Source organism: Fulvivirga marina, assembly GCF_016775155.1.
GTDB lineage: Bacteria > Bacteroidota > Bacteroidia > Cytophagales > Cyclobacteriaceae > Fulvivirga > Fulvivirga marina.
Window position 1 is genome coordinate 1 of sequence record NZ_JAEUGD010000038.1, and the last position, 22,203, is coordinate 22,203.

Here is a 22,203-nt window from a genome sequence, read left to right on the forward strand (position 1 = left end):
GATGAGAGCAGTGATACCAATGATGACTTTGATGGCGTAGATATTGATTATGAAGGGGAAATCAGTGATGTGACAGTGGGTGATGACGGGGTAATTGTGGTGACGTATGAGAACGGAATGCAGCATACCTATGAACAGCCTGTTGACCCTGAAACCGGGGAGAAGAAAGATATCAGGTTTACTGATAGCTCTGGGGACATGTGGGTAGTCGATAGTGACGTTAAGATTACCAAAAGCGGTCAAAATAACGGAAATAATACTCCTGATGAAGGAAGCCAGCAGCAGTTTACTATAGAAGAAAAGATAGTAATTGCCGTGCTTGAAGACTTCAAAACCCGCATGGAGGCGTGGCTTGAAGTACACGGAAAAGGGCCGCTGTCTGACTATGAAATGATGTGGGTAGAAGGGTTGCCGGGGTGCTTACCTGAAAATGCAGGTTTTGTGGACAAGGTTTATGATTATGTAGATGAATTGCTGGAAAGTGAAGCCAAAAAGAAAGCTTTCGCGGCCAAAGTTCAGCAAAACAACAGCTTTCTAAGTGATATAGGTCAGAATATCTCGGCAGATACAGAAGTAAGTGAAATAGAACGTTCACTTAGCTCAGAGAACTGGCAACAGGCCAGCGGTGCAACCTGCAAACAACTGCTTTCCGAGGATGCCATAACCAGCGAAATGATTGTAATGGAACTGGAAGATTGCCCTGACTGTAAACTTGTGGAAAATGCCTAACGGGCAGATGTTCTATGCTTCGAGAACAGATTATGCCCAAAATGCAGACGGGCAATATCTTTTTGATAAACTAGATGTAGTGTATTACATCATAAGCAATGGCAAAAAGTACCTTTGGAATGAATACCTCGAAGCTTATTACAATGAAGAAGGTGAGCGATTCGTAAATGAGGTGAGTAGCTGGTATGACGGAATCGTTCTCGGTTTGGGTGAAATAGGCAGTGCCATGATTGACCCTGAAACCTATAAGCAGCAGGCTATAGGTGCTGTAAAGATGAGTGTGGCCATGTCTATGGGTGGTCAGACGGGGGCTGATTTGGGTATGGGTCTAGGCCCGGAAGAATACAAACAGCTCTATGCGCAGATGATGGAGTGGGAAGGTGAAGACTGGGTTAAATTTTTCACCAAAATTACTTATGGTGTAATCAGTTCCTATGCTGGTTCTACTTTAATCAATAATACTAGATGGAGTAGAGTGGGCAGTTGGATGCCAAAATCTGAATTTGACGAGATGATTAAGGTTATGAGAGCACAACCAAGAAAAGGAGATCTGCATCATATTTTGCTAAATGGAGCAGACGGTTTTAGGAAGCAAGCGAAAACTGGGTGGGTTTATGTTGAATATGATATACCAGCTAATACCTTTATTGGAAAAGGCGGAAATGAAGGTTGGGGTATTATTTTTGGTGAAAATTCTACCTTTGGTAAATTCTATTTAAAGAAAGGCTATGAAGGTATTGGTATGCCGGAGGTAAAAAATGTTCGTATTATTGAAACAAAGTAATATGTTATTAATTGCAGCAGATAATTGGTTTAGAGATAATAGAGATAAATTGATAGAGACATCTATTGGTGAGATTGATTACTATCCACCTGATAGAGATGATTCTTTAAGTTTTGGCTTTGAAGCAGAGAACTTTGTATATCAAGTTGTCATATGGGAAGAGGGATATATAAAGGTTTTACGGCTTGACAAACAGACCATGACCGAGGATGTCGAAAATGTACAAGCTAGAGATTCGAAGGAACTAATCAATAGACTAAACGATTTTTTAATGGAGTGCCTAAAAAATAATATGCATTAACACAAACGACCTACCCTCAGGAAGAGGAAGAAGATACCGAAGGAGAAGAAGGGGAGACCAATACTGTGAAATCACCGATTCGAGTGGTGATACGTGGGTAGTTGATAGTGATGGTAAGGTTACCAAAAGCAGCCAAAATAACGGAAATAACACTCCTGATGAAGGACCCCCCCTGGTCGTAGGGTTAAGTGTAGCGGTCCTACGACCTAAAATGCAATAGGGCGTCCGCCCGGGCTAATTCTTTAATGCCATAAAAATAAGGGATTGCAAATTCATGCATATTGCATAATGACCAGCCATGTGCATTTGATTTTAAGTACAGAAGAAGGCAACAAACTGTCAGATGTAATAAGGGACTTCAAAAGCTTTACTTCAACAAAACTTAAGAACTGCATCAAAGAAAATAGCACTGAAAGCTGTAGAGAATGGCTAGTTTGGATGTTTGAAAGGGCCGGTAAAAAGAACAGAATTTCACGCCTTCAACTATGGCAACAACATAACCACCCGATAGAACTAAGCAATGATGTACTTATGGATTAGAGACTAGCCCTATACCCACAACAACCTCGTAGAGGCCGGCTTTGTAGATAAACCTCAGGCATGGACGTGGAGCAGTTGCCGTAGCTATGAAACAGATATTGTGGATATTGTACCATTGTACTATATTCAATAATTGAGCGGACGCTACGACCAGGAGGGCTGTTTAACCAACATCTAAGCACAAGTATTACATACACAACGATCAAATTGGTTCTAAAGGGAGTAAATTCTCATTTAAAACATTAAGGCAATGATCAAACTTTGTTTTAGGGTATAATTTCATTATGGCCTTCTATGGGCTTTGCCAAGCAATTAAATTCATGTTAACAAGGGGCTTTAACGCAATTTATTTGTTACCTTACATCTGTCACAAGCTCCATAATATATATTAAAAGATTATTAACTGATTCTGATCTTTGTCTATGGCAGATGTACATGAGCCGGAAGTAAGAAGTTACAACATGAGCCAGATAAAAGGCAAGAATACCAAGCCTGAAATTCTGGTAAGAAGATTTCTACATCGAAATGGATATAGATATAGTCTCCATTCGAAAAAGTTACCAGGAAAACCAGATATTGCCCTTAAAAGGTATAAAACCATTATTCTTGTCAATGGTTGTTTTTGGCATGGTCATCAAAATTGCAGATACTTTGCATTACCCAAGACAAGAACAGAATGGTGGAAAGAAAAAATAGAAAAAACTCAAAAAAAAGATAGTAAGAACAAAGAAGACCTAATTAATCTTGGCTGGAACGTGATTGAAGTTTGGGAATGTCAATTGAAACCAGCCAGACTTGAAGAGACCTTAAATTGGATAATTGAAAAAATTAATTCGTGATCCTTAGGGCATTATAAAATTGAGCAATGTCCTCTACTGAAAAATTGCTATGTAAGCGAGGTCTTTTCCCATATAGATCCTCAATAAGTTCATACTTGTGCTTAATTATTGCATGATGTATCCCTCTATGACAGTTAGGACACAGAGATACAATATTTTCAAGATTGTCTAATGGGGCACTATATAAATGTTGAAACTTCATAGGAATAAAATGATGGGCTTCAACATATGGTAATTGAGTTCGTTGAGCTATGAAAGTTTCATGAGAAGGGTCAATTTCACATTTATTATCAGCTAAATCAAATCGCATTCTCGCTAGACGCGGATCTCTAGCAATGACAGTACGACCACCAATATTTTGAGTTACAATCCTTCCTCCAGGGTCAATATCGTAATTGATATTTGTTATTATTGAAGACTCAATAGAATCTTGATACACATCATCCAAATCGTCAGTTTGATTCAAACTATTCCAATCCGATTCTTTCAAACTACCAAGAAAAATCCTTCCATCCTTTTTATACAAAAACCAAATATTTCCTGCCGCAGGTTTGAAGCCCGCACGTGAGGAAATATACAATCTAAGTTCCGTTTTCTCCGGTTTAGGAAATACAAGATTAAGAGATATCTCTTGGCCATTAGGATAAAGTAGAAATGTCTGAGCTGCTTTCTCTCGATTACTGGCAACATTACCTACTTGAATATTGTCTAGGCCAAAATGATCAATTACCATTTTAGCTTCCGCGTCAGTTAAGGTGATTTGAGAATCATAAGACTCCCTTTCGGTCACAATAGAATATGCACCGTCTGACGCTCCAAAGAAGTCTTTATGAAAAGACCTAAATCTCATTTTTCAATTTGAATTTAACTGTTTTTATAATATTTTCCGCAATAGACTGTATAACCGGAACAGCCACCGAGTTTCCAAATTGCCTATAGGCCGCAGCATTACTTGATGGCAAAATATAATTCTCAGGATACCCTTGCAGTCTCGCGCATTCTCTTGGTGTCAGTTTTCTAGGATTTAATCCTACTTGAGGGATCAAACATTCTTTTCCGTCTTTACCATATCTCGCTACGATGGTATTAGATGGTTTTTCCAGATTAGCTGTAAAAGCCGTGAATCCTGTTCCTCTTTCTAAATTGTTTTTTGTACGCCTCTGGTGTCCCTCCCAAAGTTTGTTAGAGATAGTGAATTCTTTAGGAACATCAGATTCCAATATTTCCTTGAGTTTTCTTGGCTCATTTTCCCTTTGTGGAAATGTGAAGTTCTTATTTTCCTTTTTAAAGCAAACCATGAAAAACCTTTCTCTTTTCTGCGGAACCCATTTTTCAGCGTTTATTACCTCATAGTGAAAATCGTATTGCAATTCATCTTCTAAAATGGACTTAACTGTTTCAAAAGTCTTTCCCCCATCGTGTGTCTTAAAGTTCTTTACATTTTCAAGGAACACGACCTGTGGCTTTTTAATTGAAATTATTCTGGCAATATCGAAAAATAAATTACCTTGATTCTCGTCCTCAAAACCATGAGCAAGCCCCAGATGATTTCGTGCCGAAACACCAGCCAAGCTAAACGGTTGACAGGGGAATCCTGCTGCTAAAATTTCATGATCAGGTATTAGTCTATTAAGTTCATCATCAGAAATATTTTCTCCAGTAAAATCTCTCAGATCTCCGAAAGGATACTCTCCAAAATTTTGCTCATAAGTTTGCTTAGCAGAATTGTCAATTTCAGAGCTGAATACACATTTCCCGCCTAAGTTTTGTAATGCTATTCTAAAGCCTCCAATACCAGCAAACAGATCAATAAATCTGAATTTCAGATTGGCAGGGGAAGGGAATGGGATATCCCACTTAAAAGGAACAAGGTATTGATAGTCGAACTCATTAGCCTTTGTGATCTCTGGAATTCTCTCTACAATGTATTTGATTGCTGATTTCTTAAATGATGTAGAAACACCATTTACACTGTTCTGAAAATAATGGGTTATATAAGCATGTTCGTTAGTAAATTTTTTATCCTTGTGAAAATTCAATATTTCTTTAACATCTGTATATGTATTAGCCACGCTCATTTTAGATTAATTGTAGACTGTTGAGACTTAGTATTTTTTAAATACCTTACTTTTTCTTCAGCAAGGTGTAATATTTCCGATGAGTCTGGTTCAATATAAATTTGTCTGGCAATTTTATCACTTAAAAACGACTGTTTAAGTTTCTTTTCATCGATTTCGAAAAAGGTAGCAATTAACTTAATCATCTCCTTATTTGCATCCCTTTCACCACGCTCTATCTTACTTAACTTTAAGGTATCAATATCCAGAACCGCAGCAACTTTTCTTTGAGGAATTCTTTTTTGAATTCTGAGTTCTCTAATATATGATGCAAAATCCGACAGTTTTTGCATAGACAAAATAAAATAGACAATAATTGTCAAATATAGAAATAAGTCTATCAAAGTCCACAGTATTATATTAAATAGACGAGGTAACAAAGCAAAATACTTAGGATACGTTTAACTTTCACCAAATAAGAACTAGTCTATCGAGACGAAGTAGTTTGATATAGAAATTGCAAGCAAACAAAAAAATTATAGCATTTTCTATTAATTATTTGTTGTCCTGGATAATCATTGAGAATAATTGTTCAACCCACTCACCCCCACTTCCCCCTCAAATCCTTATACTTCGTCCTGCCAATAGGAATAAGCTCACCATTCTTTAGCTCGGCGATGTATTTGCTGCCTGGCTTTACCATGATCTCCTTTATTTCGGACATTTTCACGAGGTATGATTTATGGATGCGTTCAAAGGAGTGTGACAGCAGCTGCTCCAGCTTTTCGAGTGATTTGTCATGTAGCTCTTTGGTGCCGTCTGTGAGGTAGAGCTCTGTGTAGGCTCCTGCGCCTTTGCAGTAAAGCAGATCTTCAATGGGTATGAGTTGTATTCTCCCTCTTTTCTTAATGGCTAAAAGCTTAACCTGATGGGTTCCTGTTTTTTCTTTGGCAATGGCCCGGTTAAAGGCCTGCTCCAACCTTTCCTGGTTAAAGGGCTTAGGCACAAAGTCTAACACGCCGTATTCAAAAGCAGCAAGGGCCTGGTCTTTATGGGCGGAAACAATGATGGTGTGAAACGATTCGGAAACCGCTGTGCCAAGGATGTCGAAGCCATTATCACCGTTAAGGTTCAAATCCAGCAGCACCAAATCCAATGGGTTGTTTTTGATGAACTCCAGGGCCTCGGGAAGGGCGTCTACATGCTTTAACGAATCCAGCGCATCGCCAAAAATATCCTGAGTCATGCGTTCAATTCGCCTGGCTATCCTTGCTTCGTCTTCAATGATTAAGATGTTCATAGCGTTAGCAATATATTTTGATCATGTTTTTCCACCCCTCAGCCGTTGGCTCGGAGGTAAAGTCCCATTGAGTATGATAACTTTCAGTAAGTCGGGCCTTAATGTATTTTAGTCCGGTGCCTTCTTCCTTATGGCCCGTTCCCGGCCTTACACCGGCAGCAAACGTTAAAAAAGTGTAACACTTGTACTCACTATTCGACTCATAAACCAGCTTAAATTTAATGCTGTTATCTTCCAGCGGCAGGCTGTGCGTGATGCCGTTTTCCAATAGCGTGTGAACAATGGCAGGCGGCACCATTTGCTTCGGGTCTATGCCTTCTTCCTCCCATAGATAGTGCATTTCTTTCCGGTACTCCATGATCTGAAGGTGTGTACGGCAAAGCTCAATTTCCTGCGTAATGGGTATCAGCGTTTGGTCTTCGATCTGGTTAAAAAGATCAAACTCCTTGGCTAAGGCTTCAATAAACAATACGCCCTTCTTAGGCGACTCTTCCACCCAATCGATCAATGAGGTAAGCGTATTCATGAGGAAATGAGGCTGAATATTCTTTTTTAGCAATTCCAAACGGAGGCGGGTGGATTGTACCAGGGAGTTTTCGTATGCCAGGCGCTGAGCCTTCATGTTCAGTGATAATAGATACAACATGCCTAACAGAATAAACCCTAAACCGCTGTACAAGCTGATGACAAAACCAGAAAAGAGATAGACCACCATGGGCAAAAGCAATGTCACAAGCACGATCCAGGCACCTCTTACCTTTTTATAAGCCCCGTATGCTACTATGCCAAAAGAAAAACACCACATACTCAATACCATACCCACCGATCTGAAATCGAAAGCGTGATGTTTTATAAAGAAAATGAAAATAAGCACCCCTGCATATAGAATTAGTAGCAACCGTCGCCTTGCATAGGGAAACTGCATGGAGAAGTAGAAAGGGATCAAAAATGTAATGCCCAACAAAAACGAGCTGATGATCTGTAACCTGATGACATGCAGACTGTAATGTATAGGGAAATAAAATTCGCTAAATACCGTCAATACAAGAGAAAAAACGAGAAAACAGCAAATGCTGAAAATGAGCGTGGGATATTCGCTCTTGTTATTCAGAAACAGAAATAGAAAATAAAAGGAGATGATAAGAAACGCCCCCGCATAAATGTGCATATAGGATGCTTCGATGAGCCGGTCGGTCAACAGATCGTCATAATAGTCTATGTCTAAGCTCCATAATCCGGCATGATCTGGGAAATAATACAGACTCCCTCTGATAGCCAACAAGTGTTCTCCCTCTGCTGTCAGGTGCTCAGGAATACTATAAGTGCCCCACAATTTACCTTCAGGACCCAGTTGTGCTTCTTGTCCGGGATTCCCGTTTTTCCCAATCAAAACCCCATCCCAAAAAACCTCAAACTCCCCATAGACTTCAAGCTGTACACCATATGGATGCAATGTTTCCGGTGCCTTTAAAATATCAATGGGGACCCTAAACCAGAAAACCCTGCCATCATCGGTTATTGGCTTCCCTTTTTGCCATTCTCCATCATCCCAGTCTTTAGCCGCCCATTCCGGTTGATCTCCTATTTTGTGTACAATCTCACCCTCCTTGAAAACCGGAGGCTGAGAACAGGAAGTCATAAGCACCAAAGTGCACACCAAAAGAAGATAGGGTAAAGTTCTCAAATTCATTTCATCAGGTTCTACCAATGTAAAGTAACCATTATAAAATGGCTTTTTTGAGTAGTTCATTAAAGTATAGAGCAGTTGGCCAATTAAACCATGTATTTCAACAACCTACCCAGGGATTTAGCTGTATATCATTGAAAAATTCAAATAGCAAGGTATGGATATTTTAAAGAAATGCATCGATCCTGTTACGGGTAGGGGATTACGAATTGTAAAAACGCTCCTATTGATAAACATTATCTCCCTGAGTGCAGTACAGGCTCAGGAAAATAGTGAAAGCGGTTTTGACTTTCCCCTGCTCGAAGGTCCTTATATGGGTCAAAAACCTCCGGGGATGGTTGCAGAACCATTTGCTCCGGGCATCATCTCCAAAGAAGGCTGGGAACTGGAGGGTGTTTTTGCTCCCGGCATGAAAGAGTTTTACTTCACCACATCTCATGAAGAACCTTTTAGTCCCACGGTTATAGGCTTACGCCAGCAAGGCAATGTCTGGAAGAAATACATCGAATTCAAACGCAAAGGAGAAACAGTGTTTTCGCCAGATGGTAATCGCATGCACATGGCTGAAGGTTACAAAGATCGGGTAGGAGATGGCTGGTCGGAGCGCAAGAGCCTCGGGCCCATGTTTGACCGGGAAGACTGGGGAATTATGCGCTTGTCCGCATCTGCGATGGGTACTTATGTCTTTGACGATTATAAGAATGGTGATGTAATCCGTATTTCAAAGGTTGTAAATGGAGAACGACAGCAGCCCGTTGAAATGGGACCCATGGTAAACTCTGGCAAATATACTGCACATCCATTCATAGCCCCAGATGAAAGTTATTTGATTTGGGATAGTGAGCGGGAAGGCGGATTTGGTGACTCTGACCTCTATATCAGTTTTCGACAAGAGGACGGCTCATGGGGGCCTGCCATTAATATGGGTGAAAACGTCAACTCGGACAAATGGGATGCTTATGCCAGTGTTACTCCCGATGGTAAATACATCCTTTTCAACAGAGGGATAGATCAAGAAAATGATAATGTAGACATCTACTGGGTGGATGCTCAGATTATCGAAAACCTCAGACCCAGGCAATAACTCATATTATATATATATACATCAACTCAATTGAAAAGTAATACAAATAGATGAGAACAACGCAATTATTCCTACTGGCATGTGCCCTATCACTTAACATAGTATTTGGACAAGAAAGCAGTAAAAACGATCCTGATTTTCCACCCTTTAAAGACCGCTATTTTGGAGAAAATCCTCCTGGATTAATCCCAAAACTGTTTACTCCTGCCAAAGTTTCACCAGAAGGGGCCTTTGAAGGTGGCACATTTTCGCTAGATATGAAGACCTTCTATTTCACCAGAAAAAATGGAAAATATAAACAACGTACGTTTTTTGTTATCCACTATGAGAATAATCAATGGGGAGAAGAAACAGAGACCGATTTAAAATGGCCTAGATTCTCCAGGGATGGCAATATTATGTACCATGGGAATAAATACAGAGAAAGAACCCCGTCAGGATGGTCGGAACTCAAAAGCATGGGCCCACCTTTTACCGACAAGCATATTATGGGGTTAACCGTATCTAACCAAGGCACCTTTTTCTTTGATGAATATGAAAGACCGGATACCATTGGAGCCATCAGTTACTCACGTTTAATTAACGGTAAATATGAGCCCCGTCAAAAAATGGGCAGGGAGATTAACACCGGCACTTGGATTGCCCATCCCTACATTGCACCCGATGAATCCTATCTGCTTTGGGATGTAGTGAGGGAAGATGGTTATGGACAGGCAGATATCTACATCAGTTTTCGGGATAAAGATGGCCACTGGCTACCGGCTAAGAATATGGGCCCTTTAATAAACACAACTATGCAGGAAAGTGGTGCTGGCGTTACGCCTGATGGTAAATACCTCTTTTTTTCAAGGGGAGAGTGGAAGAAGAGAGCAGATGGTAGCACCTATTGGATAGCCAAACCCTATTGGGTTGATGCCAAGGTTATTGAGACGCTCAGACCCAAACCATGAAACGTTTTATACAAATTAAAAGGGGAGCCACCTTCCACACTTATCCGAAAATGGTTTGCATTGGCCTATAAAGTGTGGTAGGGCAGGCTTATGATCATTCAGGATCGGATGGGTCTGAGGCTAATGATGACCTCAGGGAGTTTTTAATGAAAGTAAAAGTATAGGAGAGTGACTATCCCCAGGAAATTTCTTCATAAGCCGACTCATATTTAACCACTAACTCATCAATTCCGTGCTTCTTAAAAGTCTCAATAAGCGTCTGAATGATGTAGACATTTACACGTACTTGATAGTCATTTTCCCCTTTTGTCTTTGCCATAGCAATTAACTCATCATGAGCCTGGTTAAAGAGTTTTTCACCAATGTCGATGGCCAAGTCCTTCTTGTTGAGTTGCAGCAAATAATCAACTTGAGCAGCATTGGAATAGTCCAGGGGATAAATAACAAGTGGCATCCATTTAAAACTGGAAATCAGCACATCAGAAGCCCTATCCGGTTCATTATTTTCAATAAGTGCATGGACTAAACTATTGATAACAAACCTATAGTTGAGGATAAAATTCTTTTTATCCTGCGAGGTTTCCTCGGTGGTTGGTAAGAAATTCCAATCAAATATATTTTTCACCAAATGATGCATCTTATCATAATCAACAGCATCCGTTAACCTGATGGGCAATAGTTGGGAACATAAACCTTCCATGACGATATGCTCCTCCAAATCAAAACTAACGCGGGACAATGCTGATTCATCAAAATAAACAGGACGAGTCCAGTTATTGGTCGTCAGTAAATCCAGTACCAATAAGTCCTTTAATTCAATGCCATTGATATTGGGTTTTACTGAGATGATCATCTTCTTTTTTAATCGATGCTTTTGCAAGCTTGTAGGCAAAGAATCATTTTCAAAAAATGATTCCGTTGTCAATTCAATGTCCCCCGATGGTATGAAATTATAATAACTATCTGCCAATGGCTTTTGCAGGCCCGGGTTATGTTCATCAATTAACTGTATATATTTATGGGCATTGACCACCTCAAGATTCGGCTCAATAGGCAGGTAAGCATTTGGCCCTGAAGCATCATAATCTACAGGATCAATGGTAAGTTCTATAGGTGTAAAAATTTCATTCCTACTATTGACCATTCTGATATACCTGTTCATATTGAGAAAACTAGTGACCATAACCGTTACATCTCTACGGATACCATATTTCGCCTGTAGATACCATAATGGAAATGTATCATTATCACCTCCGGTAAATAGTATGGCATTGGGCTCCAGTGAGTTCAGCACATTGCGCGCAAACGATAGATAAAAGAGGTCATAGATGTCATTTTCCAACTCCTTTAGTGCTTCCGTTTCATCACTATACATCATCAAATTGATAAATGACGTCACATGCTCGTTAGAGGCTTTTGTATATATGGAACCGACTATCGTTTCAAATTCAGGAGACCTTTTTGCAAGCATTTGAAAAGCTTCAATAGCAGCATGCTGATATTTCCGGTAAACTGAGAGTTGCTTTTCAGTAAGCGTTTCTGATGGTTTTAGATCAAACTGGCCTACAACATTGGAAATGCCATGTTTAATACTCACTAAACTTGAACTATAGGAGGAGTACGCTCTGCCAAGTCCGTATAGCGTGGTATCAGATAGAGTAGAAGGCTCCTTTCCATATTCATGGATCACATCCATTTCCCACCCTGCATAATTGTAATAAGGACAAACATCGAATATGTCGGCCCGCCAATCATTCAGCAGGGCTTCTTTCTCTTCAGATATCGCCCATGGACCTCTTTTGGTAAAATTCAATGGCAAATAATCTCCGGAAGCTTTATCCCAATACAGTTCATTGGTCAGTTCACTAAAATCTCCATTCTTATAAACTTCCGTGGAAATATGCCAGCCATCTGGCTTCTTTTGGAAAGTCAGTTGATAGTAATCATCAGAGTTAGGGCTATACTCATCAAATAATCGATTGACAATGGTTCGATAGGAGGGGTAAGCACTCTGACTATATAAAGAACAATATGAGCATAGGCATACCGCCAGGCATAAAATGGCTTTCATAAAGGGCGAAATTTTGCTTCAAAATTTGATTTGATAAGCAAGTCAAATAATTGAAAACTTCCAAACGATTTGGGGGTTGGGTTCTATTAGCGTTTCACCCCTTCATTAAAACTGAGCGCTAGTAGACCTCCTTACGCGCTGATGGAGGGGTTCTAAAACAGGATTAAAAGCAACTAATGGTCAATCGAATATCCAGTGGCTCAGGTTGATTACAGGAAGAGAGTGGGGCATGCTTTGCCGGACATAAATAATTGTAAAGTTAATCGCATTCTTGACATTAAAGAATTGAAAACTAAGCACAACATCGCCTATAATTCAGCCCGCCTGGATGGTTAATTCAAAGTTTTCTTATTTTTAACGAGGATTAGTCCTGCGGGCGATTCCACGTCGAAATCATAGCCCTAACGTTGTAACACCTTGTAAAACTGTAATCAACCACCATGAACTCAAAACAGGAAATAGTCAGCTTAATTCATGACGAGTTTGGAAAAGAAGATTTTTTAGTGTCCAAGGCTAGCTACAATTTGATTGAAGTAGCATCAGATTTATGGGAGTTCACCGTTTATTTTGAAACCACCGACTCCCTGACCAGAGTCCCTGAACTGGAAGAGGCAATATCGGAACCTAAACCCCATTTTGAAGCTACAGCACTACTAGATAAATCTTCATCAAGCCTTTATGAAGGAAAAGTAATCGAACAAGTCCAATCCTGGGATGAAAACAGGGAAGAAAACCTTTCTAACGTTTATTACTTTGAACATGCCAATCTGGAAAACTTAAGGATCGAAATATTGGAAGCTGATACAACTTTTATCAAAGCCCTAATTTCTGGTCGCACTTTAATTAATGGTTCAAATGGTAATAATCCGGATGCAACCATTGAAACGACACCAATCAAATTAATAAAAGACAAAACCCTGGAAAGAAGCGTTATGTAAAATGTGTTTTAGCACTACAGAAAATGAATATAGAAAAAGTATACCTTCCGAAAGAATCAATTTTAGCCAACACCAACTATGACTATGCAGATAGTTATAAATCGGAAGTAAACCATGGGGCTAATGAAGTTGATTCAGTGGCAGTAGGGAAAGCCTTTTTTTCTTCATCTCCAAAATGGATCACATATCTATTCGATCTAAGAAATCGATTAGTCTCCATTTTCGGGCTAAAGACCAGTGACCAAATAAAAGATAAGGAAGAAATATTAAACAATTTTAAAGGAAACCCGGGAGAGCAGCTAGGGTTATTCAAAGTATATAGCAAGACTGATAATGAATTAATATTAGGAGAGGACGACAAACATTTGGACTTCAGAGTCTCTCTGCTTTTAGACACAATTGCCCCCTCAAAAAGATCCCTGACTATCTCGACAATTGTTAAATACAACAACCGGTTCGGAAAGCTTTATTTTTTACTGGTCAAACCCTTTCACAAGTTGATAGTTCCTGCCATGTTGAAAGAAATAATTAAACACATTGAGATGGAAACCACCACCAACATCAAGTAAATATTCTCCTTAGACTGCTTAAGGTTCGGCATTCTACCTCATCGGAAAAGTTAGAAGGGAAACCTCATTCATCGCTGATCAAGGTACGAGATTTATTAATATGGATAGATAACGCACCTCACCTGCACCCTATGTAATAAAAATACGGAAATACGTAGCTATACCAAGCAATTAAACCATTAGCTGTTTAACCGCACATCTAAGCTCAGGTATTACACACCAATGAAACTGGCTTTTAGCCATTGTGGGAACTTTATTTGTTTTGGTGTTTCGTTTGTTGCAACCTTTCATTACAAAGGTAATTAAGTGGTTCTATGTGACTGGGTTCCCATCGGGAGCATTGTTAATATTGGGAAAAAATTAGAATATGAAAAAGATAATATTATGCCTTCTAGTGATTTGCGGCCTGAGTTCCTGCGTTGATGACAGTGAAGAAATCACCCCAAGATTGAATGATTTGAAGAACCTGCCCGTGGCTACAGATGGAGATGATGTTCCCACCAATCGTGGACAATAAATAATTACACTTAATAGGTATTTGCTCCTATGTAAGGATTCACAAGATTTTTATTCTTTTAATGATGAAATTCTGACAAGATTTGTGTGTCTAAACCTTAATGAATTTTGTCTATCAATAGAGTAATTGCACTTACACTTGTTGTATTGTGTTTTAGCCGTGTTTATGCATCCCCGAGAATAGATAGCCTGGAAATGGAGTTGGCTAAAGCGGGTAATGATCAAAAGCTAAGCCTGCTCTGGGACTTGCACAACGCAACATATTTTACCTTACCCACGAAATCGTTGATGTTCCTTAACCAGTTGAAGGAGCAGGCCGAGCAACTCAACAGCAAGTACTGGAAAGCAAAGTATCTCTATGGAAAATCGATTATACTTATTGATCAAAAACTCTATGGAGAAGCTATAGGGTTAAGTTTTAAGTCCGCCTCCATGTTTAGAGAGCTGGGAGAACATCAGGAAACGGCTGATAACCTTTATAATATTGGCAAAATGTATTCGGCAGCCCATGAATGGGACAATTCCTTATTCTATTTTTCGGAGACTCTACAACTGTACCTGAAAGAAGGCTCGTCCATGTTTCTTCCATATACTTATCTGGCTATTGGCAGGTGCTATGTAAAAAAAGGGGCCTATGACAAAGGCTATGATGCTTATATCAAAGCCATAGAAATATTCGAGAGCCGTAATGATGTCCAAATGCTAAATTGGTCGTATAACCTACTCGGTATTTTAATGTTTGAAAAAGGCGATTATCATGAAGCGAAAGAATACTATAATAGATCGATTTCATTCGAAGGTTTGAAAAATTTGGATAGAAAAAGAGCTATGGCGATCAATAACATCGGCGAGGTATTGTTAGCTGAAAACAGACTTAAAGAAGCTCGGCAACATCTGAACAGATCTTTAAAGCTCAAAAAACAATTGAATGATGCAGATCTCATATTAAGTACAGAGATAACCCTTTCGAAACTAGATCAAAAAGAGCACTTGTACGACAGTATCATTAATAGGTTGATACCTGCCATCAATGGCACCCATTTAGATGACTACAATGAAAATATATTAGAAGTTTTAACCTTGGTTACCAACGCATATGAAAACCTGAGTGAAACCTATAAACAGGCTCATGTAGATGACATCATCAGGTTCAGTCAAATGAAAGATGATCAGATTTCATACCTGAAAGACCTGAAAGAAAACCTTGAAATACTTAACAACAAATTTATCATAGAACTTTCGGTAGAGCAATACACGGCTGATGAGCAGTTGTCTCAGGCAGGCAGCAAGCTCAACCTCGCCTGGACTATCTTTGCCATAACTGTTTTGTTGCTGTTGTTGGGCGGTATTATCCTGTATCTGAAATACCGGAAAATCAACGCTATTAAAATTGAAAAGACCGCCATACTCGAAAACGTAAAGCGGATCAATCAGGAAGGAGTAGATTATATTAAAAGCAGGGAACCGCTCTATTGAGCAGGTTTCATTTGATTGACATATTTATCTTAAGAACAATATCTTTAAGCCTCATATTCTCTTCGATAAGTTTATCGGCCAGATCATACACCTCCGTCAGCGCCTGTTTCAATTCAGGTTTGGAAAGGCTGTTTACATCCTTTCTTCTGATGCCTGTAGAGGTGGTGATGTCTAACTGAACAATGTCATTTTTGCTTTCGTGCTCAGGTAAGCCCAGAAGCGCCTCAGCCGAAACGCCAAGTATATCCATAAATACAGGGAGTAACTCCAGTTTGGGTTGGTTCCTGCCATTCTCGTACTGAGATATCTGGTTACGGGTAAAGGATATACCCGTTCTTTTGCTCAATTCGGCCGCCAAGTGCTCTTGGTTGAGCCCTTTGCGTTCTCTGATTTCCCTAAGTCTTAAGTAAAATTTATTTACTTTATTCAAATTATATCGAATTTATAGTTCAATATGTAAATATTATTTACTATAATTGTCATAGTGATACGATTATAGTTTTTTAAAGATAAGCTATTTCCTGATTCACCCGAATTATTCAATCCAATTATTTTGGAGCAACCATTTAGCAATATGAACATGGAAATATTAAACCAACCTCAACTACAAATATTGCACACCTCCATACAGGCTATGCAGGTAGTAAGGCTATTTACGGCCTTAAAATCAACTTCCATCTGCCAGCTGGCTATGGCTAAAGTCGAAGCCCTTGCCCATGACCTCGACCGCGACATACTGTATTTTCAATATGGTCGCCAGCTGTTCTTTTGTAGTAAACGGTTGAATAAACTCATCGCCAAAATAGATTTTAAGTTTTAGAAGGCTCCTGAATGCAGTCTATAAACATTAAAAAAGTAAAGAAAATTGACGCACTTATTCAGCAACAAAAAACAGGTAAACCCAAAGATTTTGCGCGCACGCTGAATATGTCCGTAAGTAACCTGCATTACCTGCTCAGGCTACTCAGAGAAGAACTCAACGCCCCCATAATATACGACAGACAGCTAAACACCTACAGGTATAGCACTGCCGGAAGCATAGTACTCGATTTTATCAGCAATAAAAAGCCTTAAAGACACCCCGTTTCATGCTGGGTTTAGGTTGACAGCCATCAAGGGGAGGAGCAAGTGCCTCCCTGCGATGGCCTCTAAAAACTATTCTGTAATGAACAAAAACACAAAATGGGAAGAATCCCAAAACAGGTATGCACTCCTGCTCGAAGGCGTGAACGACCTCATCAGGAACACCACCAGGCTGGCGGAGACCTACGAAACCACCAATGTGGATTTTGCACAACTGATCTACGAAAACGGCTTATATGAGCTGATGAAAAAAGCAGAGCAGCTAAAGACCTACGAGCGCAGCTTCGAATTCATGTACTACAGCATGAAAGGCCAGGTAGAGCAGCTAAAGCACCTGCGGGAGGTGTTGCAGGTATGCATGATCAGGGATCCATGTAACATCTCCTCTAACTAAATCTGGAAATGGCCCTGTTTAGACAAGCAAACAATTATTTTTTCTTATATTTTAAAACCAATTACAATCATGATTAAAAAACAGAAAACGCTATTACTAAAAATCCTGTTAGGCAAACTTGCTTTACTGCTAATGGTTTGCAGTAATACCTTTGCCCAACACATCTTTGATGATAATGTAAAGATTAAAGACTTAATTCGAGAATCGAACACTATAATTAAAGGGGTAAGAATAACCAAAGTCCCTCAATATTTTTATTTAAACTCAGACGGTAGTGATAAAATATTCAATAGTGTACAAATCGAGGTTCAAGAAGTATATAAAGGGGACATCAGACCGGGCGAACTGATAGAATATACAATTGAAGGAGGCATTTTAGATGGCAAGGAATACTACCCAGACAACAACGGGGCGTTAGTTGGAACGATGGAATATATCCTAATTTTAGCACCATCAACTGTTGATAGTAAGTTCGAGGATAGCCCCAAAGTATTCTCTCCTTATAAGCCCGGATATAGTCATATAATGTTTGCGGAATCAACATTCTCAGCGCTCTACAAAAATCAACAATTTAAAACCCTAAATGACCTTTATGATTTTTTGGATGAAAATGGTTTACATATAGCTCATGATAAAAACGATCCGAAAAATCAAATGGACCCTCATTCTTATAGAAAACAATTTGTAAAACAGCCCAAGGGTGTTAAGGTCGAAAAAGTTGAAAGTAGCTTCAATACCAAGACTCTAGATTCTGTTGAAGAGAAAAAAGATCCCGAACAGTTCATTATAAATACTGATGGGAAATCCCAAAAAAAAGATTTCAAAAAAAAAACATCAAAGTGCCGAAAGAAAGACAACTAACCAAAGTCAGAGTGTTGAAGAGCAGACCGCCTTGCGAACAATTGCAGGGATAGGCGAGTCTATAACAATAACTGGTTCGGGATTTGGTTCAGTTCGTGGAGATGTGCGATTGATATCATCAGATGGGGGGAATTTACTTCCTGGGCTTGACGATGTTGATTATATAAGTTGGAGCGATACCAAAATAGAGTTTTACTTACCGTCAAGAGTTTACAACTTTGAGGGAACAGGAACGCCACCATCGCCAGCAAGTGGCATCATTGTAGTACGTAAAAAAGATGGGACTACAGTTAATATAGATGGTGAGCTCGATATAATTTATTCTATTGATCAAGAAATTACTTTCTCAGGAGGTCAGCCAATAGATAAAAAGAGTAAGTTTATTGCCCGTATGTTTTGTGATGAAGGCTTTGAATTTATTATTAATGACGACCTACTTAATAATACTCAAGCATTAGCCCGTATCGAAGATGCATTAAAATCCTGGTCTGAGTATTTGTTTTTAGACCTGCACTTAAAAAGAGACGCAAACGGAAATTATGTATCTAAACCATATACCACCGCCGTTGAAGATGGTGAAAATATGATTGTTTGGACTTCTTCCAGTTCCAGCGCTATGGCTACACAACGCTATAGAAATTTAGAATGCGATAATACCTATTCAACAAGTGACCCTTCTATCAAAGCCAGATATACACAAGATGAAAAAGATATATTGATTTACCCTTACCTGGATTGGGATTATTCTGAAAAAGGAAAGCCCAAGAGTGGTACCGACTTTTACTCATCTATTTTACACGAAATCGGCCATGCAATTGGTTTAAATCATATTATAAACTACGAGAATACAGACAGAGAGCCTCTTTTAACAGAATTAATGTATTATGCTGGCTATGCAAATAATTTAACCGCATCAGAAAGGATTGACCTTGAATCAGGACGAAAAGCTTCTCTCTCAGGAGCTGCATACATCATCAATAACAGCAAGGAGATATCATGGCAGTGTTCTAATTATACATCTATATTATCTAAACAAACCCCTTGCACTGAAGTAGCTCCCTTGATTCGTGGATATGGCAATCAAAGTGATTATGATTTTGACACTGAAACCGAGGTGGTATTGTTATACTACGACTTCTCAAAAAATTCAATAGGCATAGATATAGAATACAAGATTAATGACAATACATGGCAACACTTTAATCAATTAACCTACGGGAGCATTGATCCGGGTAATAGTTTTGCAATCAACTTGCAGGGTCTTAAGACAGGAAGTAGATACACCTTTAGAATTCGTACCGTAAATTCTTCAGGAAACTCTTCAAGTTGGAGATATTTTGATGATGTCATTCCTAGCGTCGTTACAGGCGTTAACGATGATATATACTTAACTGGCAATGATATTATCAACGCTAATCAATATGTTTCCTATGACGCACGATTCACATCAAACAGCGGTGCCATTCCCGTTGAATGGTCATGGGAACTAGTTTTATTTAAAGCCAAGAGTCAAGAAGTTGTATATTCAAAACACAGAATGTCCAGCAGCTACATGCAAGAATGGGGCTTTATTGCGCCAGATTCAATCGCTGAGGAATCATGGGCTAGAAATAGTAATAATAGAATATTGGGAGAGGTTCGTCTAAGAATGCGAGATGATGGAAATTATTGGAATGAAACACACATTCCAATAAAATTTGGCTATAAACCAACAAAACCCCAAATCGTCAATTTTGTCCATTTAAATTCATCTATTGAGTTAGAATACTTCGTACCGGGAGCTGATAGCTATAAAATATACTATGGCAGTCAGCCCGGAAACTACACAGGCCAGGGCCTCGATCAGGGCGATTCCCCGATATCCGCAGGCAGCACCAATGTATTTGACCTATCGGGCCTGTCGCTTTATGAGGATTATTATATCAACGTTACGGGACTGAACCAGTTTGGTGAAAGCGTCTACTCTGAAGCTTTGTTTGTACCACGCACGATTCCTGCCGGAGCCGATGCTGCTCACCCTATTGAAATGGGCACGCTTAAATCAGGGATCAAACAGTATGATATCCAAAACAACACCACATCAAACAACTTTGGCAACAATTACTCCGGGCCTTACAGCCAGCCCAGTGATGACATATACTACAAGTTTACCCTCACTGAACAGGGAGATGTGACGCTCAACACCTGCGGCACCAGTACCGACACATACATTCACCTGCTGGATGCCAACGGAAATCACATACAATCCAATGGCAATGGCTCTGAATATTGCTTCCCAGGCACTGATCTAGGTTTACAGCAGTCATCCGTTCTCAGCCCTACGGGAGGCTCTTCCTACATCAAAAGCAACCTCGCCCAAGGCACTTACTACCTGGTCGTGGAAGGAACCGGCAGTATTTCCGGTGATATCAATACCTCCTTTAAGCTGAAAGTACCCAACTACCTTTATGATGTAAAATGGACGGACCTTTACCGTGCCAGCGTATCAGGAACCACCATTACCAACACCAACACAACCTATGGCTGGAAGTCAGCCGCAGCCTCTGTCAATGCCATTGCTGCCAGGGAGTCCGGCTGGGTAGAACTGGTAGCAGACCACACCGACAGACCCCGCATGATTGGCCTTTCCAGATACAACTGGTCTAACGGCACGGACTGGGGCAAACACTGGAGCACTATACAGTACAACATGTACTTGCAGCCCGGCGGAAAAATCTCCATCTATGAAAGTGGCGTACTCAAAGCTGGCAATATCGCCACCTATAAGGTGGGTGATAAGCTGAAAATAGAAAGGGCAGGAGGGGAGATCTCCTACAAAGTGAACAACACCACTCTTTACTCCTCCCAGTGCGACCACTGGGACAGCTTCATCGTAGACATGTGCCTGAACATGCCTGGCGACAGCTTCAAAAATGTCAAAACCACGGCATCGCCTCAATCTACTTTTAGAGCGGCACAGACAAGCCTGCGAAGCACATACCCAACAGCACAGCCCAACTGGAGCGACAGCACCAGCGTAGACCAGCTCTTCGAAGGGAACCTTAGGGTTTACCCCAACCCCGGAGCCACTGATGTTGCGATCAGCTTCAACAGTGATTACGCCATGAAGCTGGGTATGGAGATCACCCACGAAGCTACCGGAAGAAAAGTATACCAAAAATCCTGGGCCATACTGCCCGGAAACAACGAACGCAAACTGGATGTACTCAACCTGCGAAAAGGCTACTACCTGCTGACTTTTAGTCTCGCTGGTAAGTCGTATGTGGTGAAGTTTCAGAAGTTGTAGATAAATGATAAAAACGCCCGTCATCAGCATTTGGCGGGTGTTTTTATTAATATCGACCTAGCGACTCTTTAAACACCGTCACTGCGACGAGCATTCCGGTATTCGGTAATCAGTAATGGGGTATTCGGTGTGTGCAAGGGTATTTAGCCTTAATCACAGGCGGGTGGGACGCCCACGAATAGCGCGGCCCGTTGAAGGGATGGATTGAGCGTTTGAAACGGGCTTGATTCGTGGTGCCTTTTTCTTTTGTTTCGTTTTCTTTTTGGGCATGCAAAAGAAAATGAAAACCAGAGATAGAACCACTTATAAAGCGATCAGGAGTGCTTAATCTTCTTNAATCTTCCTGCTCAATACAGTAATCGGTATTCGGTAATCAGTAATGGGGTATTGTGTGTGGAAGTCAGAGGTCGGAAGATCAAAGAAGAACAGTTGACCAGTAACAACCACACAAAACCCACGTCATTCCGGAATTTTCGAAGTGAAGCGGAGAAAATATTCGGAATCCCCACGAACGAGGGCAGAGGCCGATGATTGCTCAACCACCCAAAAGACGCCGAGTCCTCTGCGAGAGACATCGGCTGGGAAGAAAGGTGTTTAGCCTTAATCTCAGGCGGGTGGAACGCCCACGAATAGCGCGGCCCGTTGAAGGGGTGGATTGAGCGTTTGAAACAGGCTTGGTTCGTGGTGCCTTTTTCTTTTGTTTCGTTTTCTTTTGGGCATGCAAAAGAAAATGAAAAC

Annotated in this window: 23 protein-coding genes; 16 read left to right on the top strand and 7 right to left on the bottom strand. The window is 40.2% G+C overall.

The annotated features are described in order from the left end of the window. The 5 genes from JMN32_RS10430 to JMN32_RS10450 form a co-directional block, all read left to right on the top strand. Window positions 1-729, top strand: a 729-nt coding sequence (locus JMN32_RS10430; protein ID WP_202856278.1) for a hypothetical protein, incomplete at its 5' end; no start/stop codon positions are given. Beyond that, a complete protein-coding gene (locus JMN32_RS10435; protein ID WP_202856279.1) occupies window positions 722-1,513 on the top strand; it encodes a TreTu family toxin in 792 nt (263 codons plus the stop codon). The genes JMN32_RS10430 and JMN32_RS10435, both read left to right, overlap by 8 nt. Before the next feature lies 1 nt (window position 1,514). Further along, a complete protein-coding gene (locus tag JMN32_RS10440) occupies window positions 1,515-1,814 on the top strand; it encodes a hypothetical protein (protein ID WP_202856280.1) in 300 nt (99 codons plus the stop codon). A gap of 300 nt (window positions 1,815-2,114) precedes the next feature. After that, window positions 2,115-2,354 (top strand): hypothetical protein, encoded by a 240-nt coding sequence (locus JMN32_RS10445; RefSeq protein WP_317191772.1) that lies wholly within the window; start codon window positions 2,115-2,117, stop codon window positions 2,352-2,354. A 422-nt stretch (window positions 2,355-2,776) separates the two neighbouring features. Next, window positions 2,777-3,193, top strand: coding sequence for a very short patch repair endonuclease (locus JMN32_RS10450; RefSeq protein ID WP_202856281.1), 417 nt, complete (start codon window positions 2,777-2,779; stop codon window positions 3,191-3,193). Here the strand turns inward: JMN32_RS10450 and JMN32_RS10455 are convergent. The 5 genes from JMN32_RS10455 to JMN32_RS10475 all read right to left on the bottom strand — a co-directional run bounded on the left by JMN32_RS10455 (window position 3,183) and on the right by JMN32_RS10475 (window position 8,300). Further along, on the bottom strand, window positions 3,183-4,043 hold the full coding sequence (locus JMN32_RS10455) for an HNH endonuclease (RefSeq protein ID WP_202856282.1): 861 nt from the start codon (window positions 4,041-4,043) through the stop codon (window positions 3,183-3,185). The genes JMN32_RS10450 and JMN32_RS10455 overlap by 11 nt on opposite strands. Continuing rightward, a complete protein-coding gene (locus JMN32_RS10460; protein ID WP_202856283.1) occupies window positions 4,033-5,265 on the bottom strand; it encodes a DNA cytosine methyltransferase in 1,233 nt (410 codons plus the stop codon). Before JMN32_RS10460 ends, JMN32_RS10455 begins: the two co-directional genes overlap by 11 nt. Window positions 5,266-5,267: 2 nt before the next feature. Next, entirely contained in the window at window positions 5,268-5,603 is a 336-nt protein-coding gene (locus tag JMN32_RS10465) for a helix-turn-helix domain-containing protein (RefSeq protein WP_202856284.1), read from the bottom strand. Between the two features lie 248 nt (window positions 5,604-5,851). Then, a complete protein-coding gene (locus JMN32_RS10470; protein WP_202856285.1) occupies window positions 5,852-6,550 on the bottom strand; it encodes a LytR/AlgR family response regulator transcription factor in 699 nt (232 codons plus the stop codon). 4 nt (window positions 6,551-6,554) lie between these two features. After that, window positions 6,555-8,300 (bottom strand): histidine kinase, encoded by a 1,746-nt coding sequence (locus JMN32_RS10475; RefSeq protein ID WP_202856286.1) that lies wholly within the window; start codon window positions 8,298-8,300, stop codon window positions 6,555-6,557. A gap of 94 nt (window positions 8,301-8,394) precedes the next feature. Between JMN32_RS10475 and JMN32_RS10480 the strand changes: the two genes are divergently transcribed. Together JMN32_RS10480 and JMN32_RS10485 are read left to right on the top strand one after the other, a co-directional pair. Further along, the gene (locus JMN32_RS10480; protein WP_202856287.1) at window positions 8,395-9,321 is read left to right on the top strand and encodes a TolB family protein; all 927 of its coding nucleotides are present in this window, start codon (window positions 8,395-8,397) and stop codon (window positions 9,319-9,321) included. Between the two features lie 50 nt (window positions 9,322-9,371). Next, window positions 9,372-10,271, top strand: coding sequence for a PD40 domain-containing protein (locus JMN32_RS10485; RefSeq protein WP_202856288.1), 900 nt, complete (start codon window positions 9,372-9,374; stop codon window positions 10,269-10,271). 172 nt (window positions 10,272-10,443) lie between these two features. Here the strand turns inward: JMN32_RS10485 and JMN32_RS10490 are convergent, their stop codons facing one another. Beyond that, entirely contained in the window at window positions 10,444-12,342 is a 1,899-nt protein-coding gene (locus JMN32_RS10490; protein WP_202856289.1) for a hypothetical protein, read from the bottom strand. Window positions 12,343-12,782: 440 nt separating this feature from the next. Here JMN32_RS10490 and JMN32_RS10495 point away from each other — a divergent pair, with 440 nt between their 5' ends. From JMN32_RS10495 to JMN32_RS10510, 4 genes are all read left to right on the top strand, one after another. After that, complete coding sequence (locus JMN32_RS10495) at window positions 12,783-13,280, top strand: hypothetical protein (RefSeq protein ID WP_202856290.1); 498 nt, start codon at window positions 12,783-12,785, stop codon at window positions 13,278-13,280. Between the two features lie 23 nt (window positions 13,281-13,303). Continuing rightward, the gene (locus tag JMN32_RS10500) at window positions 13,304-13,849 is read left to right on the top strand and encodes a DUF2867 domain-containing protein (RefSeq protein WP_202856291.1); all 546 of its coding nucleotides are present in this window, start codon (window positions 13,304-13,306) and stop codon (window positions 13,847-13,849) included. A gap of 367 nt (window positions 13,850-14,216) precedes the next feature. Further along, window positions 14,217-14,366, top strand: coding sequence for a hypothetical protein (locus JMN32_RS10505; protein WP_202856292.1), 150 nt, complete (start codon window positions 14,217-14,219; stop codon window positions 14,364-14,366). Between the two features lie 107 nt (window positions 14,367-14,473). Then, window positions 14,474-15,841 carry a tetratricopeptide repeat protein gene (locus tag JMN32_RS10510; protein WP_202856293.1) on the top strand — a complete coding sequence of 456 codons (1,368 nt, stop codon included), beginning with the start codon at window positions 14,474-14,476 and terminating at the stop codon, window positions 15,839-15,841. Between the two features lie 7 nt (window positions 15,842-15,848). Here JMN32_RS10510 and JMN32_RS10515 read toward each other — a convergent pair whose 3' ends face one another. Next, window positions 15,849-16,271, bottom strand: coding sequence for a helix-turn-helix domain-containing protein (locus tag JMN32_RS10515; RefSeq protein WP_202856294.1), 423 nt, complete (start codon window positions 16,269-16,271; stop codon window positions 15,849-15,851). Window positions 16,272-16,421: 150 nt separating this feature from the next. Here JMN32_RS10515 and JMN32_RS10520 point away from each other — a divergent pair, with 150 nt between their 5' ends. The 5 genes from JMN32_RS10520 (at window position 16,422) to JMN32_RS10540 (ending at window position 21,465) form a co-directional block, all read left to right on the top strand. After that, entirely contained in the window at window positions 16,422-16,661 is a 240-nt protein-coding gene (locus JMN32_RS10520; RefSeq protein WP_202856295.1) for a hypothetical protein, read from the top strand. Window positions 16,662-16,672: 11 nt separating this feature from the next. Then, window positions 16,673-16,915 (top strand): hypothetical protein, encoded by a 243-nt coding sequence (locus JMN32_RS10525; protein ID WP_202856296.1) that lies wholly within the window; start codon window positions 16,673-16,675, stop codon window positions 16,913-16,915. Between the two features lie 91 nt (window positions 16,916-17,006). Further along, window positions 17,007-17,318, top strand: a complete 312-nt coding sequence (locus JMN32_RS10530; protein ID WP_202856297.1) for a hypothetical protein — start codon at window positions 17,007-17,009, stop codon at window positions 17,316-17,318. Between the two features lie 69 nt (window positions 17,319-17,387). Further along, a complete protein-coding gene (locus JMN32_RS10535; RefSeq protein WP_202856298.1) occupies window positions 17,388-18,179 on the top strand; it encodes a hypothetical protein in 792 nt (263 codons plus the stop codon). Next, window positions 18,115-21,465 carry a T9SS type A sorting domain-containing protein gene (locus JMN32_RS10540; protein ID WP_202856299.1) on the top strand — a complete coding sequence of 1,117 codons (3,351 nt, stop codon included), beginning with the start codon at window positions 18,115-18,117 and terminating at the stop codon, window positions 21,463-21,465. The genes JMN32_RS10535 and JMN32_RS10540 overlap by 65 nt, the downstream gene beginning before the upstream one ends. The last annotated feature ends 738 nt before the right edge of the window (window positions 21,466-22,203 follow it).